Source organism: Mycolicibacter acidiphilus, from assembly GCF_018455725.1.
In the GTDB taxonomy this organism is placed as follows: Bacteria; Actinomycetota; Actinomycetes; order Mycobacteriales; family Mycobacteriaceae; genus Mycobacterium; species Mycobacterium acidiphilum.
Map to the genome: position 1 here is coordinate 104,085 of NZ_JAHCLR010000008.1, position 14,475 is coordinate 118,559.

Sequence of the window (14,475 nt, forward strand, 5' to 3'; positions counted from 1 at the left end):
GCTACTTATCGCGCCGAAATCGCCGGCCCACCCAGGCGATCGGGTCGTAACGGTTGCCGGCGACGCGCTCCTTCATCGGGATGATCGCGTTGTCGGTGATCTTGATGCCCTCCGGGCACACCTCGGTGCAGCACTTGGTGATGTTGCACAGACCCAGACCGGCGTCGTCCTGAGCGAAGTCACGCCGGTCGGCGGTGTCCAGCGGGTGCATCTCCAGTTCCGCCAGCCGGATGAACATCCGCGGCCCGGAGAAGATCTTCTTGTTCTCCTCGTGGTCGCGGATGACGTGGCAGACGTCCTGGCACAGGAAGCATTCGATGCACTTGCGGAACTCCTGCGAGCGCTCCACGTCGCGCTGCTGCATCCGGTACTCGCCCGGCTTGAGGTCCTTCGGCGGCTTGAACGCCGGCATCTGCTGAGCCTTGACGTAGTTGAACGACACGTCGGTGACCAAGTCGCGGATCACCGGGAACGCCCGCATCGGGGTGACGGTCACGGTCTGCTCCGGGTCGAACATCGACATCCGGGTCATGCACATCAGCCGCGGGAAGCCGTTGATCTCCGCCGAACACGACCCGCACTTGCCGGCCTTGCAGTTCCACCGCACCGCCAGGTCCGGGGTCTGGGTGGCCTGCAGTCGGTGGATCACGTCGAGCACCACCTCGCCCTCGTTCACCTCGACGGTGAAGTCCCGCAGTTCGCCGCCGTCGGCGTCGCCGCGCCAGACCCGAAACCGTGCGTCGTACGTCATCAGGCTCTCCGTCCCGGGTGGTCGGCCAGTTCCTCTGCGGTGTAGTACTTCTCCAGTTCGGCGATCTCGAACAGGTCCAGCAGGTCTTCCCGCATCCCCGGCTGCGCCTCCGGGGTGATCGTGATGTCGGGCACCACACGATCGTCGGCGACCCGGCAGACCAGCAGCGTCTTACGCCAGTCGGCGTCCATGCCGGGGCAGTCGTCGCGGGTGTGCCCGCCGCGACTCTCGGTGCGCTGCAGCGCGGCCTTGGCGACGCACTCGCTGACCAGCAGCATGTTGCGCAGGTCGACCGCGAGGTTCCAGCCGGGGTTGTACTCCCGGCCGCCTTCGACGGTCAGGTTCGCCAGCCGGGACTTGAAGTCCTCGATCTTGGCGAGCGCCTGCGCCAGTTCATCGGCGTTGCGGATGATGCCCACCAGGTCGTTCATCGACTGCTGCAGTTCGGCGTGCAGGTGATAGGGGTTCTCCGCGGTGACGCCGGCGGGCGGCGGGTTGAACGGGGCCAGGGCCAGCGCCGCGGCCGAGTCGATCGCCGCCGCCGACACCGCCGGCCTGCCGGTGAGCCCTCGCAGGTATTCGGCGGCGCCCAGCCCGGCGCGGCGGCCGAACACCAGCAGGTCCGACAGCGAGTTGCCGCCCAGTCGGTTGGAGCCGTGCATGCCGCCGGAGCACTCGCCGGCGGCGAACAACCCCGGCACCGACGACGCCGCGGTGTCCGGGTCGACCTCGATGCCGCCCATCACGTAGTGGCAGGTCGGGCCGACTTCCATGGCGTCCTTGGTGATGTCGACCTGGGCGAGCTGCATGAACTGGTGGTACATCGACGGCAGCCGCTTCTTGATCTCCGCCGGCGTCAGCCTCGATGCGATGTCCAGGTACACCCCGCCGTGCGGTGAACCCCGGCCGGCCTTGACCTCGGAGTTGATCGCCCGGGCCACCTCGTCGCGGGGCAGCAGGTCCGGGGTGCGGCGCGCCGAGTCGTTGTCCTTGAGCCACTGGTCGGCCTCGGCCTCGGTCTCGGCGTACTGGCCTTTGAACACCGGCGGGATGTAACCGAACATGAACCGGGTGTTCTCGGAGTTCTTCAGCACCCCGCCGTCGCCGCGGACGCCCTCGGTGACCAGAATGCCCTTCACGCTCGGCGGCCAGACCATGCCGGTCGGGTGGAACTGGACGAACTCCATGTTGATCAGGCTCGCCCCGGCCCGCAGCGCCAACGCGTGCCCGTCGCCGGTGTACTCCCAGGAGTTCGACGTCACCTTGAACGACTTGCCGATGCCGCCGGTCGCCAGCACCACCGCGGCCGACTCGAACAGCACGAATTTGCCGCTCTCCCGCCAGTAGCCGAACGCCCCGGCGATCCGGTCACCGTCCAGGATCAGCTCGGTGATCGTGCACTCGTGGAAGACCTTGATCTTCGCCTCGTAGTCGCCGAACTCGGCATGATCGTCCTGCTGCAGCGAGACGACCTTCTGCTGCATGGTGCGGATCAACTCCAGACCGGTGCGGTCGCCGACGTGCGCCAGTCGCGGGTAGGTGTGCCCGCCGAAGTTGCGCTGGTTGATCTTCCCGTCCTTGGTGCGGTCGAACAGCGCACCGTAGGTCTCCAGTTCCCAGACCCGCTCGGGGGCCTCCCGGGCGTGCAGTTCGGCCATCCGCCAGTTGTTGAGGAACTTCCCGCCGCGCATGGTGTCGCGGAAGTGCACCTGCCAGTTGTCCTTGGCGTTGACGTTGCCCATCGAGGCCGCGCAGCCGCCCTCGGCCATCACCGTGTGGGCTTTGCCGAACAGCGACTTGCAGACCACCGCCACCGAAAGGCCCTGCTGCCGGGCCTCGATGACCGCGCGCAGCCCCGCGCCGCCGGCACCGATCACGACCACGTCGTAGGAGTGCCGTTCGACTTCAACCATGAATACTCGATTACCCTTCGTCGGAAAGCGGTTGTCAGCCAACAAATCTCAGGTCGGGAATGATCCCGCTGGCGACCGCGGCGATGTAGGCGTCGGTGAACGCCAGCGTGCCCAGCGTGATCCAGGCGAACTGCATGTGCCGCCCGTTGAACCAGCTGATCTTCGACCACAGCCAGTACCGGACCGGGTGCTTGGAGAAGTGCGTGAGCCGTCCGCCGAACACGTGCCGGCAGGAGTGGCAGCCGCCGGTGTAGGCCCACAGCATCACCACGTTGCCCAGCAGGACGATGTTGCCCAGCCCGAACCCGAACCCACCCGGGCCGTCATCGGAGTGAAACGCCACGATCGCGTCGTAGGTGTTCAGGCAGGCCAGCAGGAACGCCGCATAGAAGAAGTACCGGTGGCTGTTCTGGAAGATCAGCGGGAACCGGGTCTCCCCGGTGTAGTGCGCGCGGGGCTCCGGCACCGCGCAGCCCGCCGGTGACAGCCAGAACGCGCGGTAGTAGGCCTTCCGGTAGTAGTAGCAGGTCAACCGGAAGCACAGCAGCACCGGCAATATCAACGCCCCCAGCGGAATCCAGCGCGGGAACTCCGGCAGCCACTGCCCGAGGTGGCTGGATCCGGCGACGCAGGACTTGCTGAGGCACGGCGAGTAGAACGGCGTCAGGTAGTGGTACTTGTCCACCCAGTACGCGCTGCCCCAGAACGAGCGGATGGTCGCGTAGACGATGAACGCGTCCAGCCCGAGGTTGACCCGCAGCGGGGACAGCCACCATCGGTCGCTGCGCAGGGTGCGTTGCGCGATCCGTGCGCGGGTCGACGAGAAGACGCCGGGGCCGTTCACGGCGGGTGCGCTCATCTGATCGGGTTCCCTTCGGCTCTACTCGTCGGAGGGCGCCCGTGCGACAGCAGCACCCGGTTGGGTCAGTGCCTGCCCTGGCCGCCTACGCCCTCGTCGTCGACGTCACGCCAGAACTCGGAGTCGTACTCGGTGTCGGGGACCGCGATCTTCTCCTTGGCGCGCTCGGCGGCCCAGCGCTGCAGGTCCAGCTCGCCGGCGTCGGATTCGAGCAGTTGGACGTCGGTGAGGATGCGCTCGGCGTCCATCTCGATGCGGCGCATGCCGGGGATGTCACCGAGGCGGGTCTTCAGCCCCAGCACGCAGTTGCGCAGTTCGCCGATCAGGTTGTGCAGTTCGGTGAGTTCAGAAGTGCTCGACACCGGACCTCCTCGGAGTGTTACGGATCACAGTACGTTCACCCGATGCTAGCCATATCCGGAACGAAACGTGAGACAGGTCACGTTCTTGGGGGTCGTGTTCGGTGGCCGGAAAACCCCGACACGCGGTGTGTGCGGGGGTTTTCCGGTTTTCCGGTCTTCCGGCGGCCGGGCCGGTTGCCTGGTGTCGGCGATCCGCTGTGTCGTGCGCCGCCGAGAACGCATCCCGGCGGAACCTGAGTCGGTCGCGCTGAGGTTCCGCGGCCGCCGGCGGTGAACGGTCCCACATCGTGACGGGGCCGTGAACGGTCTCACACCCCCGTGAGCACGCCGTCACGCGGACGTAACGTATGGCGATACTGCGGCAACATGGGCGACCTAACCTCGCCGTATGGCTGCAACCGAAACCCCGAGTGGCACACGCGACCTCGTCGTGGTCGGGCACGGAATGGTGGGCCACCGTTTCGTCGAGGCACTGCGCAGTCGCGGCGCCGAGAGCCCCTGGCGCGTGACCGTCCTGGCCGAGGAATCCGACCCCGCCTACGACCGGGTCGGGCTCACCTCCTACACCGACGGCTGGGACCGCAGTCGGCTGGTGCTGCCCGGCAGCGACTACGCCGACGACGAGCAGGTCCGGCTGCTGCTGAGCACCCGCGTCACCGGGATCGACCTGACCGGTAAGACCGTGTCGGCCGCCGACGGTCAGAGCTACCCCTACGACGCGCTGGTGGTCGCCACCGGGTCGCGGGCGTTCATCCCGCCGGTGCCCGGCCACGACCTGCCCGGTTGCCACGTCTACCGCACCCTGGACGACCTCGACGGCATCCGCACCGACATCCAGTGCATGCTCGAGGCCGGCCGCACCAGCGCCGGCGTGGTGATCGGCGGCGGGCTGCTGGGCCTGGAAGCCGCCAACGCGCTGCGCAACTCCGGGATCGAACCGCACATCGTGGAGATGGCGCCCCGGCTGATGCCGCAGCAGCTCGACGAGGCCGGCGGCGTGCTGCTGGGCCGGATGATCTCCGACCTGGGCATCGCCGTGCACGTCGGCGTGGGCACCGCCGCCATCGAGCAGGTCACCTACGAGCACGGGGCGCCGACCCTGCGGGTGCGCCTCTCCGACGACACCGTCATCGACGCCGGCCTGGTGATCTTCGCCGCGGGTGTCCGGCCGCGCGACGAGCTGGCCCGGGAGGCCGGCCTGGCGATCGCCGAGCGCGGCGGTGTGCTCACCGACCTGTACTGCCAGACCAGCGACCCGGACGTGTACGCGATCGGTGAGGTCGCCGCGATCGAAGGCGTCTGCTACGGCCTGGTCGGCCCGGGTTACGCCAGCGCCGAGGTCGTCGCGGACCGGTTGCTCAGTGGCACTGCGCAATTCGGCGAGGCGGACATGTCCACCAAGCTGAAGCTGCTCGGCGTCGACGTCGCCAGCTTCGGCGACGCGATGGGCGTCACCGAGAACGCGCTGTCGGTCGTCGTCAACGACCCGATCAAGCGGACCTACGCCAAACTGGTGCTCTCCGATGACGCCAAGACCCTGCTCGGCGGGATCCTGATCGGCGACGCCTCGGCCTACGGGGTGCTGCGGCCGATGGTCGGCGCTGAACTGCCCGGCGACCCGCTGGCGCTGATCAGCCCGCCGGATGTCAGCGGCGCCGGCAAGATCCAGCTCGGTATCAGCGCGCTGCCCGGCTCGGCGCAGATCTGCTCCTGCAACAACGTCAGCAAGGCCGACCTGGTCGAGGCGATCAACGACGGCTGCCACGACGTGCAGGCGCTCAAGGACCGCACCAAGGCCGGCACCTCCTGCGGTTCGTGCATCCCGCTGCTCAAGGATCTGCTGATCGCCGAGGGCGTGGAGCAGTCCAAGGCGCTGTGCGAGCACTTCGGGCAGTCGCGTGCCGAGCTGTTCACGATCGTCCAGGCCAGCGGAATCCGCACCTTCTCCGAACTGCTGGCGCGGTACGGCACCGGACACGGCTGCGACATCTGCAAGCCCACCGTCGCCTCGATCCTGGCCTCCACCGGCTCGGAGCACATCCTCGAGGGTGAGCAGGCGACCTTGCAGGACACCAACGACCGTTTCCTGGCCAACATCCAGCGCAACGGCAGCTACTCGGTGGTGCCGCGGGTGCCCGGTGGCGAGATCAAGCCCGAGCACCTGATCCTGATCGGCCAGATCGCCCAGGAGTTCGGGCTGTACACCAAGATCACCGGCGGTCAGCGCATCGACATGTTCGGCGCGCGGGTCGACCAGCTGCCGGCGATCTGGCGCAAGCTCGTCGACGCCGGCATGGAGTCCGGTCAGGCCTACGGCAAGTCGCTGCGCACGGTGAAGAGCTGCGTCGGCAGCGACTGGTGCCGCTACGGCCAGCAGGACTCGGTGAAGATGGCCATCGACCTGGAGATGCGCTACCGGGGACTGCGGGCGCCGCACAAGATCAAGATGGGTGTCTCCGGCTGTGCCCGCGAATGCGCGGAGGCGCGCGGCAAGGACGTCGGTGTGATCGCCACCGAGATCGGCTGGAACCTCTACGTCGGCGGCAACGGCGGCATGACGCCCAAGCACGCGCAGCTGCTGGCCAGCGACATCGACACCGAGACGGTGTTCCGCTACATCGACCGCTTCCTGATGTTCTACATCCGCACCGCCGACCGGTTGCAGCGCACCGCGCCGTGGCTGGAGGCGCTGGAGGGCGGCCTCGAGCATGTCCGCCAGGTCGTCGTCGAGGACTCACTGGGGCTGGCCGCCGATTTCGAGGCGGCGATGCAGCGCCACGTCGACAACTACTCCGACGAGTGGAAGGGCGTGTTGGACGACCCGGAGAAGCTGTCGCGCTTCGTGTCGTTCGTCAACGCACCGGAAGCCGAAGATTCCACCGTCGCGTTCATCGAGCGTGACGGCCGCAAAATCCCGCTGCCCATCGAGGTGCCGGGCTCAACCGCCGAGGAGGACTGATGACCACTTCCAACGACACCCAGGTGTGGACCACCGCGTGCAAGTACGAGGACCTGATTCCCGGTTTCGGTGTGGCAGTGCTCCTCGACAACGGCAAGCAGGCGGCGCTGTTCCGGCTCGATGACGGTTCGGTGCACGCGATCTGCAACATGGACCCGTTCTTCAAGGCGGCGGTGCTGGCGCGCGGCATCGTCGGTGACCGGGCCGGCCGGGACGTGGTGCAGTCACCGCTGAAGAAGCAAGCCTTCGCTCTCGACGACGGCAGCTGCCTGGACAACCCGGAGTTCTCCGTGCGGGTCTACCCGACCCGGATCACCGATGAGGGCTACGTCGAGGTCTGCCGGACCGACGCGGCACCGCTCGTCGCCGCCTGAGCCGTAGCGTCCGAACCCGCGCAGGGCGATTTCGGGGCATCCGATTGCCGCGAAATCGCCCTGCGCGCGCTGCGTTCGGCGGTAACCTCAGAACTTGTCCCGGCGCACTCGCGCCGCCACGACAGGACGGGTTCGAGTAGATGAAGAAATTCTCCCTGACAGCTCTGGCTCGTGACCAACTCGACCGGGCCGCTGTGGAATCCAGCGGGCGCAGCGCGACCACCGTCGTCGGCGGGCACGAATGCGTGCTGCGGCAGACCGTCATCGCGCTGCGGGAGGGGCAGACGCTCGACGACCACGACAACTCCGCCGACGACTCGACGCTGTACGTGCTCAGCGGCCGGGTGAAGCTGACCTCCGGCGACGACTCCTGGATCGGGCGGGCCGGTGACCTACTGGTGGTGCCCGCCGCCGTCCACGCGGTCAACGCCCTGGAGGACGCCACCCTGCTGCTCACCGTCGCCAAGAAGCCCTGACGCCACCGCAGCCATGATGCGGGCCCGGCTGAAGAGCTGGGCGATCAGCCGGATCATCCCCGGGTGGGTGCCCAGCGGTTCGCTGACCAGGTCGGCGCCGGCGTCCCGCAGTCGCTGCTGGAACAGTCCCTCCGCCAACAGGTAGGAGGCGATCACCACCCGCTGCGCGCCGCGGGCACGCAGGCCGGCGACCGCGTCGGCGATACCGGGCGTCCCGATCGCGGCGAAGGCGACCTCCACCTCGGCTCCGATGCGGCTCGAGAGCATGCGCGCGGCGCGGCGCAGGTCGGCCTGACCGGTCGGGTTGGAGGTGCCGGCCGCGGCGAGGATCACCGAATCGCCGGGGCGCCAACCGCATTCATTGAGCCGGTTGACCAGTACGGCGGTGGTCTTCGGGTCCAGGCCGAGCGCCGGCGTGACCGTGACGTCCGGGTGCGCGCTGGCCAGGACGTGCGCGGGCAGATCGGCGTTGACGTGATACCCGCGCGACAGGAACGCCGGAACCACCACCGCCGGTTCACCGCCGGCGGCCAGGTCGGCCAGGACCTCGGTCGGAGTGGGGCCGAGCACGTCGACGAACGCCACCCGCACCGGCTGGCGCAGCAGTGCGCCGACCCGATCGGCGAGCTCGCCGATCATGACGACGCCCTCGGGTTTGCGCGTCCCGTGCGCAACCATGATCAGGTCCATGTCGCCTCCGCTTCATCGATCATCAGTGCCGCGTGCCCGGATCGCGGACCGGCTGCCCGGATGGTGCAGTGCATGTATCCGGTTTACGCACACCCGATGTCGACGCTGTTAACGACCAGTTGCCGCTGCGTTGCCGCCGCTGCGGCGTCGGTCACACCGACACCGATTCGCGCTCCGGTGTCTCGGTGACGGCCGGGCTGCGGTGGCGCAGGTACATCACCCAGGTCAGTGCCGCGGCAATGGCGTAGGCGGCCAGGAAGATCCAGAACGCCGGCGTCTCGGTGTGGGTGCTGGCGTAGGACTGCCGCAGGGTCAGGTTGATCCCCACCCCGCCGAGAGCGCCGACCGCGGTGGAGAAGCCGATCAGCGCACCGGAGTGCGACTGCGCCCACTGCCGGCGCTCGGTGTCGCTGAGGTCCAGCGAGCGGCTGCGCTCCTCGAAGATCGACGGGATCATCTTCAGCACCGAGCCGTTGGCCATCCCGGCCAGCACGAACAGCACCATGAATCCGGCGATGTAGCCCACGATTTCGACCGCGGTCACGGTTCCGGGCGTGCGGTCGTCGGCGATGCTGGTGGCGACCAGCAGCCCGGCCGACAGGATCATCCCGATGAACGCCACGAAGGTGACCTGGCCGCCGCCGCGCCGGTCGGCCACCCGGCCGCCGTAGATGCGGGACAGCGCACCCAGCAGGGGGCCGAGGAACGCGATCCGGGCCGCGTACAGCGACGCCTGCGCCGAACTCTGTCCGCTTTCCTCGAATGTGGTGTGCAGCACCTGGACGAACGCGAACGAGAACCCGATGAACGAGCCGAAGGCCGCGCTGTAGAGCACCGAGATCGCCCAGGTGTCCGGCACCGACAGGATCGAGCGCATGTGGCTGGCTTCGATGGCGTGGTCCAGGTTGTCCATCCGCAGTGCCGCGCCGACCGCGGCGATCGTCAGCGCCACCAGGTAGATGGCGCAGACCAGGTACGGCTTGCTGTGCCCGACGGTGGCCAGCACCAGCAGGCCGACCAGCTGGATGGCCGCGATGCCGAGGTTGCCGATCCCGCCGCACAGTCCCAGGGCGACGCCCTTGAGGCGGTGCGGGTAGAACGCGTCGACGTTGGCCAGCGACGCCGAGTAGTTGCCACCGCCGAGTCCGGTCAGTGCGGCGCACGCGATGTACATCCAGAACGGCCGGCCCGGATTGACCACCAGCAGAAGGGTTCCCACGGTCGGGACCATCAGCGCGAGCGAGGAGATCACCGCCCAGTTGCGCCCACCGAACTTCGCGGTCGCGACCGTGTAGAAGATGCGGGAGAAGCCGCCGACCAGCGTGGCGACAGCGCCCATCAGCAGCTTGTCGCCCGATGTCAGCCCGTAGATCTCCTTCGGCATGAACAGCACCACCACCGACCACAGCGACCAGATCGAGAACGCGATGTGCATCGTCACCGTCGACCAGACCAGGTTTCGCCGTGCGATGGCGGCATTGCCGGCCGCCCAGGCGGCGGTGTCCTCGGGGTTCCAATCGGTGATGCGGTGCGCTGCTGCCATGGCGGATCTCCTTCTGCTCCGAGCCGCCCGAACCGCTGGACCGGCGGTGGGTTCCGGGCGCTCCGACGTGCGAATGTACCGGCGGGGGCTGGCAAGTCGCGGTGCGCCGGCTGGGAAAGCCTTGAAACGCGGACCTGCGGAAACGGCTCCCCGCGGGAATGATCCCGGGGGAGCCGTCAGCCTCCTGGAGCAGGTTTACCGGGGCTCGGTTTCCGGTGTGTTCGCGCGGCGTTTCCGCCGGATTGCCCGGTGTTACGTTCTCGGTCAGCCGACCGGCAGCCAGCCCGTGACGGCATGGGTGAACTGGATGTAGAGCGGAATGCCGATCGTCACGTTGTAGGAGAACGTCAGTCCCAGCGAGGCCGCCAGCGGCAGCGTCGGGCTGGCCTCCGGGATCGCGAGCCGCTGCACCGCCGGCACCGCGATGTAGGACGCCGCCCCGCACAGCACCGCGAACAACACGTAGCTGCCCGGCTCGAAATGCGTGCGGGTCAGCAGGGCGTAACCGTGCGCGATGAAGATCCCCAGTGCCGCAAACAGATTCGGCGCCAGCAGGCCGAAGGCGACGAAACCCCTTCCGGCACTGCGTAGATCACGCAACTTGCGCGACGCCGTCATCCCCATCTCCAGCAGGAACAGGCAGAGCATCCCCTGGAACGCCGCGACGAACACGTGATCGCCGTCCCGGATGACCGATTCGCCCTGCAGTCGGCCGACGAAGCCGATGACCAGCCCGCCGAACAGCAGGTACAGCCCCGGGTTCAGCAGCACCTCGCGGACCAGCGCCCCGCTGACGATCCCGCGGGTCGCGGCGCCCGCCGGGCTCGGATGGTCGCGTTTCTCCAGCGACAGCTCCAGTTCCTCCTCGACGCCGGCCTCCCGCACGGTCGCGGCCCGGTGGGTGCTGAGCTGGGCGGCGGTGACCAGTTCGGCCGCCGCCTGCGGGTCGTAACCGGGCTCGTCGGGCATGGTGCCGGCCGGGTCCATCCGGTTCCGGCGCAGCCGGGCCACCAGATACAGCGCCACCACGCAGCCCGGGATCTCCATGATCGCCAGCATCACCGGCATGTACGCGTCGAACGCGATACCGACGGTGGCCAGCACGCCGACACAGGTGGCGAACGTCCCCGCGGAGTCCGATCCGTAATAGCCGGCCACCGTGGCCCGATCGATGCGGCGCAGCGACGTCATCCGGGTCAGCAACCCGTACGCCAGCATCCCGATGAGCAGGTTCGTCGCGAAGCCCAGCACCATGAAGCCGGCGACGCTGCCGATGCTCGACGGGTCGATGGTGGCCAGTTCCTCGCCGCCGTGCCAGCCGATGGCCAGCAGCAGATACAGGGTCAGCCCCTGATAGAGCACGTAGGGGAACTCGAACTCCACCTTCAGGATCGGGATCAGGAACCCCAGGTAGAAGAAGAGCAGCAAGGGCTTGAACAGGTTGTGGGTGAAGTTCAGCCAGAACTCGTGCAGCATGGTGGTCTCCGGGAGGGTCTACTTCGGTGTTTCGGCGGACAGATGCACGGTGTGGATACCGGGCTTCTTGGACAGTTCGGTGATCAGGTCGTCGAATCCGGCTTCGTCGACGTTCCAGTGTCGCACCGCCGCCGGTTGCCGCTGCAGCGTTGCGATGACCCGGTCGAGTTGCACCGGTGACCGGCCGGCCCGACTGCCGCCCCGCACCGTCGTCGCGTTGAGCACCCGGGGACCGGCGCCGCCCAGTGCGCCGCCGGCCAGACCGCCGAGCGCGGCGGCCGGAACGGCGCCGGAGGGCAGGCCGGCGGGCAGCGCCGGCAACGGGTTCGGCAGCGCCGTGGCGGCGAGTCTTATCGCCGGCGCGGTGGCGGCCCAGGTCGGCGGCACTGACAGTCGCCCGACCAGGTCCGCGTTCGCCGCCCCGGCGAAGACGGGCGGGGCCGGGCCGACCGCGGCCGCCGGCGGGGCGCTGCGCAGGGCGGCGCCCAGCGTCGACTTCGGGAGGTCGACGGTGGTCACCGCCGGTTTGAAGAAGTTCTTGAACTGCACCATGCCCAGGTTCGGTGCACTCATCCCGGCGTTGGCGAACGTGCTGAGCTTGCTCAGCGACACCGTCGCGGTGAACGCCTGCTCGTAGAGTCCCGACGCCGACGACGACCCCACCAGGCCGCCCAGCAGCCCGTCCAGGTCGGTGACCTGCGGGGGTGCGGCGAACGGTTCGGCCCGGGTCGCAGCCGCCGACGTCGCCGCGTAGCCCTGCATGGTGGCGGTGTTGCGCAGCCACATCTGCAGGTACGCGGCCTCCGCGGCGGCGATCGCCGGCGTGTTCTGACCGAGCAGGTTCGTCGCGGTCAGCGTCGCCACGTCGGCGCGGTTGGCCGCGATCACCGGCGGCGGGACGATCGCGGCGAACGCGTCCGCGTACGCCGCGGCCGCCGCGTCGGAGCGGGCGGCGAGGTCCGCCGCCTGCGCCCCGGTCGCCGACATCCACTGCAGGTACGGTGTCGCGGCGGCCGCCATCGCCGTCGCGGACGGACCCCGCCAGGACGTGGTCAGCTCGGCGATGACTGCTGCGTACGCCGTTGCCGCGCTGTGCAACTCGGCGGCGAGTGACTTCCAGGCGGTGGCGGCGGCCAGCATCGGCGCGGCACCCGGCCCGGTGTACAGCCGGCCGGAGGTGACCTCGGGCGGCAGCACTGCGCAATCCATCGTCGAACCCGTCAGCCGGCGGCCGCCGCGTTGGCGGCCTCCGCGGTCGCGTAGGACTCGCCGCTGGCGACCAGGGTGTCCACGAACAGTTGATGAATCGCCGTCGCCTGGGTGCTGACCGCCTGATACAGCTCGCCGTGGGCGGCGAACTGCAGCGCGGTCAGCAGCGACACCTCGTCGGCCGCGGCCGGCAGCACGCCCGTCGTCGGTGCGGCCGCTGCGCTGTTGAGTGCGCTCATCGACGCCCCGGCGCCGGCCAGTTCGGCGGCCGCGGTGGCCAGCAGTTCGGGCTGGGTGGTGACGAATGACATCTGTCCTCCTGCGGGAGTTATTGCGGCGTCGGCTGTTCGGATGCCGGGACCACGATGATCGTGACCTCGCCGGCGGCGTCGGGAACGGTGTCGGGTGCCAGGGTGTACGCCGCGGCCGTGCCGATGATGCGGGGGGCGGGACCGGTCGCCGACCGGGCCGCCACGGCGTCCCTGGCCCGGGCGGTCAGCCCCGACAGTGCGGCCGCCGCGCCCAGCGCGCCGACCGAACCGTCCTCGGCGGCAGCCGGGCCGGCGGTGGTGGTGCCGGACAGCACGGTGCCGACGGTGTGGGCCGGCGGCGCACTGCCCGCCCAGGCCGACGGCACCGACAGGGCGCCGATCCGGCCCGCCCGGCTCAGTGCCGCCGACACCGGGCCGTTGAACCCCGCGGGGCTCGGTGCCGCTGCCAGATAGCCCGAGATCGGCGCGAACGCCCCGGTGGCGGCCTTCGGTGCGGCGAGCAGGCCGGCGACCCCCGGCGGGTTCTGTGCCAGCGCGAGGATCTGCCCGAAGAACAGCCACCAGCCGCCGGTGAGACCGAGGTGCCCGAGCGGTGAGTACGGCCCGGTCAGCGCCGACATCGCCTCGGTGATGCCCTGCAGCAGCGATTCGACCGGTGCCGCCGCAGCCGCCGCCGGCCGGGCGATCGAGGTGAGGTTGCGCATCGCCTGCGGGACGGCCCGGGTCAGCCGGGACAGCTGGCCGGCCGAAGACAGGCGGGCCTGGCGGGCCGAGCCGGCGGGATCGGCGGTGCGCGGCGGTTCGGTGAACGGGCTCAGGTCGGCGGCCGCTGCCGCGGAACCGGCGTAGCCGTACATCGCGGTGGCGTCCTGCGCCCACATCTGCGCGTAGTGGGCTTCGGCGGTGGCGATCGCCGGGGTGTTCTGGCCCAGGATGTTGGTGGCGATCAGCGTCAGCAGCAGGCTCCGGTTGGCGGCGATCACCGGCGGCGGCACCGTGGCGGTGAACGCCGCCTCGTAGGCCGTCGCCGCGGTCCGAGCCTGGATCGCCGCCTGCTCGGCCTGCGCCGCGGTGGTCTTCAGCCAGCTGATGTACGGCGCGACGGCCGACGTCATCGCCGCCGCCGACGGACCCTGCCAGCCGGCCCCCAGACCGGTGGCCGCCGACTCGTAAACGCCGGCCATCCCGTGCAGTTCGGTCGCCAGCCCGTCCCAGGCGGTCGCCGCGGCGAGCATCGGCGCCGACCCGGAGCCGGTGTACATGCGTCCGGAATTGATTTCCGGTGGCAACAGTCCGAAATCCATGAATTAAACCTCTGATCATTACGCGAAGAATGGAGCTCGTCGCACGACTCGACAGTTATTTCCAATGGGTCGCCGGTGAAAAATGCGGTGGAATAAGAGTCGCCGTCGAAAAACGCCGGCGGCGTCGCCGGGCCCGCCCGTGGCTACTACCCGTGGCTACTGCCCGTGGCCATGACCCGCGGCCGCGGCCCGCGGCTAAGATCCGCGGCGGCGCCACTGCCGGTGCAGTGCGCGTTCCAGATAACCGTCGAAACGGTAGCTGTGCAACGTGACCATCGCATCGTAAC

13 protein-coding genes are annotated in these 14,475 nt (G+C 69.2%); 3 read left to right on the plus strand and 10 right to left on the minus strand.

What is annotated here, in order from left to right; genetic code table 11:
* Position 1: 1 nt before the first annotated feature.
* From KIH27_RS06980 to KIH27_RS06995, 4 genes are all read right to left on the minus strand, one after another.
* Positions 2-751 (minus strand): succinate dehydrogenase/fumarate reductase iron-sulfur subunit, encoded by a 750-nt coding sequence (locus KIH27_RS06980; protein ID WP_214092204.1) that lies wholly within the window; start codon positions 749-751, stop codon positions 2-4.
* Positions 751-2,664 carry a fumarate reductase/succinate dehydrogenase flavoprotein subunit gene (locus KIH27_RS06985; protein ID WP_214092205.1) on the minus strand — a complete coding sequence of 638 codons (1,914 nt, stop codon included), beginning with the start codon at positions 2,662-2,664 and terminating at the stop codon, positions 751-753. Before KIH27_RS06985 ends, KIH27_RS06980 begins: the two co-directional genes overlap by 1 nt.
* 34 nt (positions 2,665-2,698) lie before the next feature.
* The gene (gene sdhC / locus KIH27_RS06990; protein WP_214092206.1) at positions 2,699-3,523 is read right to left on the minus strand and encodes a succinate dehydrogenase subunit SdhC; all 825 of its coding nucleotides are present in this window, start codon (positions 3,521-3,523) and stop codon (positions 2,699-2,701) included.
* Positions 3,524-3,588: 65 nt separating this feature from the next.
* A complete protein-coding gene (locus KIH27_RS06995; protein ID WP_214092207.1) occupies positions 3,589-3,885 on the minus strand; it encodes an Rv0250c family protein in 297 nt (98 codons plus the stop codon).
* Between the two features lie 388 nt (positions 3,886-4,273).
* Here KIH27_RS06995 and nirB point away from each other — a divergent pair, with 388 nt between their 5' ends.
* The 3 genes from nirB (at position 4,274) to KIH27_RS07010 (ending at position 7,694) form a co-directional block, all read left to right on the plus strand.
* Positions 4,274-6,844 carry a nitrite reductase large subunit NirB gene (gene nirB / locus KIH27_RS07000; RefSeq protein WP_214092208.1) on the plus strand — a complete coding sequence of 857 codons (2,571 nt, stop codon included), beginning with the start codon at positions 4,274-4,276 and terminating at the stop codon, positions 6,842-6,844.
* The gene (gene nirD / locus KIH27_RS07005; RefSeq protein ID WP_214092209.1) at positions 6,844-7,218 is read left to right on the plus strand and encodes a nitrite reductase small subunit NirD; all 375 of its coding nucleotides are present in this window, start codon (positions 6,844-6,846) and stop codon (positions 7,216-7,218) included. Before nirB ends, nirD begins: the two co-directional genes overlap by 1 nt.
* Before the next feature lie 140 nt (positions 7,219-7,358).
* Positions 7,359-7,694 carry a cupin domain-containing protein gene (locus KIH27_RS07010; RefSeq protein ID WP_214092210.1) on the plus strand — a complete coding sequence of 112 codons (336 nt, stop codon included), beginning with the start codon at positions 7,359-7,361 and terminating at the stop codon, positions 7,692-7,694.
* On the opposite strand, the gene KIH27_RS07015 is transcribed toward KIH27_RS07010, so the two are convergent.
* The 6 genes from KIH27_RS07015 to KIH27_RS07040 all read right to left on the minus strand — a co-directional run bounded on the left by KIH27_RS07015 (position 7,611) and on the right by KIH27_RS07040 (position 14,188).
* A complete protein-coding gene (locus KIH27_RS07015) occupies positions 7,611-8,384 on the minus strand; it encodes a sirohydrochlorin chelatase (protein WP_214092211.1) in 774 nt (257 codons plus the stop codon). The two genes, KIH27_RS07010 and KIH27_RS07015, sit on opposite strands and share 84 nt — an antisense overlap.
* Before the next feature lie 151 nt (positions 8,385-8,535).
* Positions 8,536-9,927, minus strand: coding sequence for a nitrate/nitrite transporter (locus tag KIH27_RS07020; protein WP_214092212.1), 1,392 nt, complete (start codon positions 9,925-9,927; stop codon positions 8,536-8,538).
* Between the two features lie 264 nt (positions 9,928-10,191).
* The gene (locus tag KIH27_RS07025; protein WP_214092213.1) at positions 10,192-11,403 is read right to left on the minus strand and encodes a sodium-dependent bicarbonate transport family permease; all 1,212 of its coding nucleotides are present in this window, start codon (positions 11,401-11,403) and stop codon (positions 10,192-10,194) included.
* An 18-nt stretch (positions 11,404-11,421) separates the two neighbouring features.
* On the minus strand, positions 11,422-12,612 hold the full coding sequence (locus KIH27_RS07030; protein WP_214092214.1) for a PPE family protein: 1,191 nt from the start codon (positions 12,610-12,612) through the stop codon (positions 11,422-11,424).
* A gap of 11 nt (positions 12,613-12,623) precedes the next feature.
* Positions 12,624-12,923 carry a PE family protein gene (locus tag KIH27_RS07035; protein WP_214092215.1) on the minus strand — a complete coding sequence of 100 codons (300 nt, stop codon included), beginning with the start codon at positions 12,921-12,923 and terminating at the stop codon, positions 12,624-12,626.
* 17 nt (positions 12,924-12,940) lie between these two features.
* The gene (locus KIH27_RS07040; protein ID WP_214092216.1) at positions 12,941-14,188 is read right to left on the minus strand and encodes a PPE family protein; all 1,248 of its coding nucleotides are present in this window, start codon (positions 14,186-14,188) and stop codon (positions 12,941-12,943) included.
* Positions 14,189-14,475 lie beyond the last annotated feature (287 nt).

What these genes read in the sequence shown, in the direction of transcription:
- KIH27_RS06980 (WP_214092204.1), bottom strand. Translation starts at nt 751, where the DNA reads ATGACGTACGACGCACGGTTTCGGGTCTGGCGCGGCGACGCCGACGGC.
- KIH27_RS06985 (WP_214092205.1), bottom strand. Translation starts at nt 2,664, where the DNA reads ATGGTTGAAGTCGAACGGCACTCCTACGACGTGGTCGTGATCGGTGCC.
- sdhC (WP_214092206.1), bottom strand. Translation starts at nt 3,523, where the DNA reads ATGAGCGCACCCGCCGTGAACGGCCCCGGCGTCTTCTCGTCGACCCGC.
- nirB (WP_214092208.1), top strand. Translation starts at nt 4,274, where the DNA reads ATGGCTGCAACCGAAACCCCGAGTGGCACACGCGACCTCGTCGTGGTC.
- nirD (WP_214092209.1), top strand. Translation starts at nt 6,844, where the DNA reads ATGACCACTTCCAACGACACCCAGGTGTGGACCACCGCGTGCAAGTAC.
- KIH27_RS07010 (WP_214092210.1), top strand. Translation starts at nt 7,359, where the DNA reads ATGAAGAAATTCTCCCTGACAGCTCTGGCTCGTGACCAACTCGACCGG.
- KIH27_RS07015 (WP_214092211.1), bottom strand. Translation starts at nt 8,384, where the DNA reads ATGGACCTGATCATGGTTGCGCACGGGACGCGCAAACCCGAGGGCGTC.
- KIH27_RS07020 (WP_214092212.1), bottom strand. Translation starts at nt 9,927, where the DNA reads ATGGCAGCAGCGCACCGCATCACCGATTGGAACCCCGAGGACACCGCC.
- KIH27_RS07025 (WP_214092213.1), bottom strand. Translation starts at nt 11,403, where the DNA reads ATGCTGCACGAGTTCTGGCTGAACTTCACCCACAACCTGTTCAAGCCC.
- KIH27_RS07030 (WP_214092214.1), bottom strand. Translation starts at nt 12,612, where the DNA reads ATGGATTGCGCAGTGCTGCCGCCCGAGGTCACCTCCGGCCGGCTGTAC.
- KIH27_RS07035 (WP_214092215.1), bottom strand. Translation starts at nt 12,923, where the DNA reads ATGTCATTCGTCACCACCCAGCCCGAACTGCTGGCCACCGCGGCCGCC.
- KIH27_RS07040 (WP_214092216.1), bottom strand. Translation starts at nt 14,188, where the DNA reads ATGGATTTCGGACTGTTGCCACCGGAAATCAATTCCGGACGCATGTAC.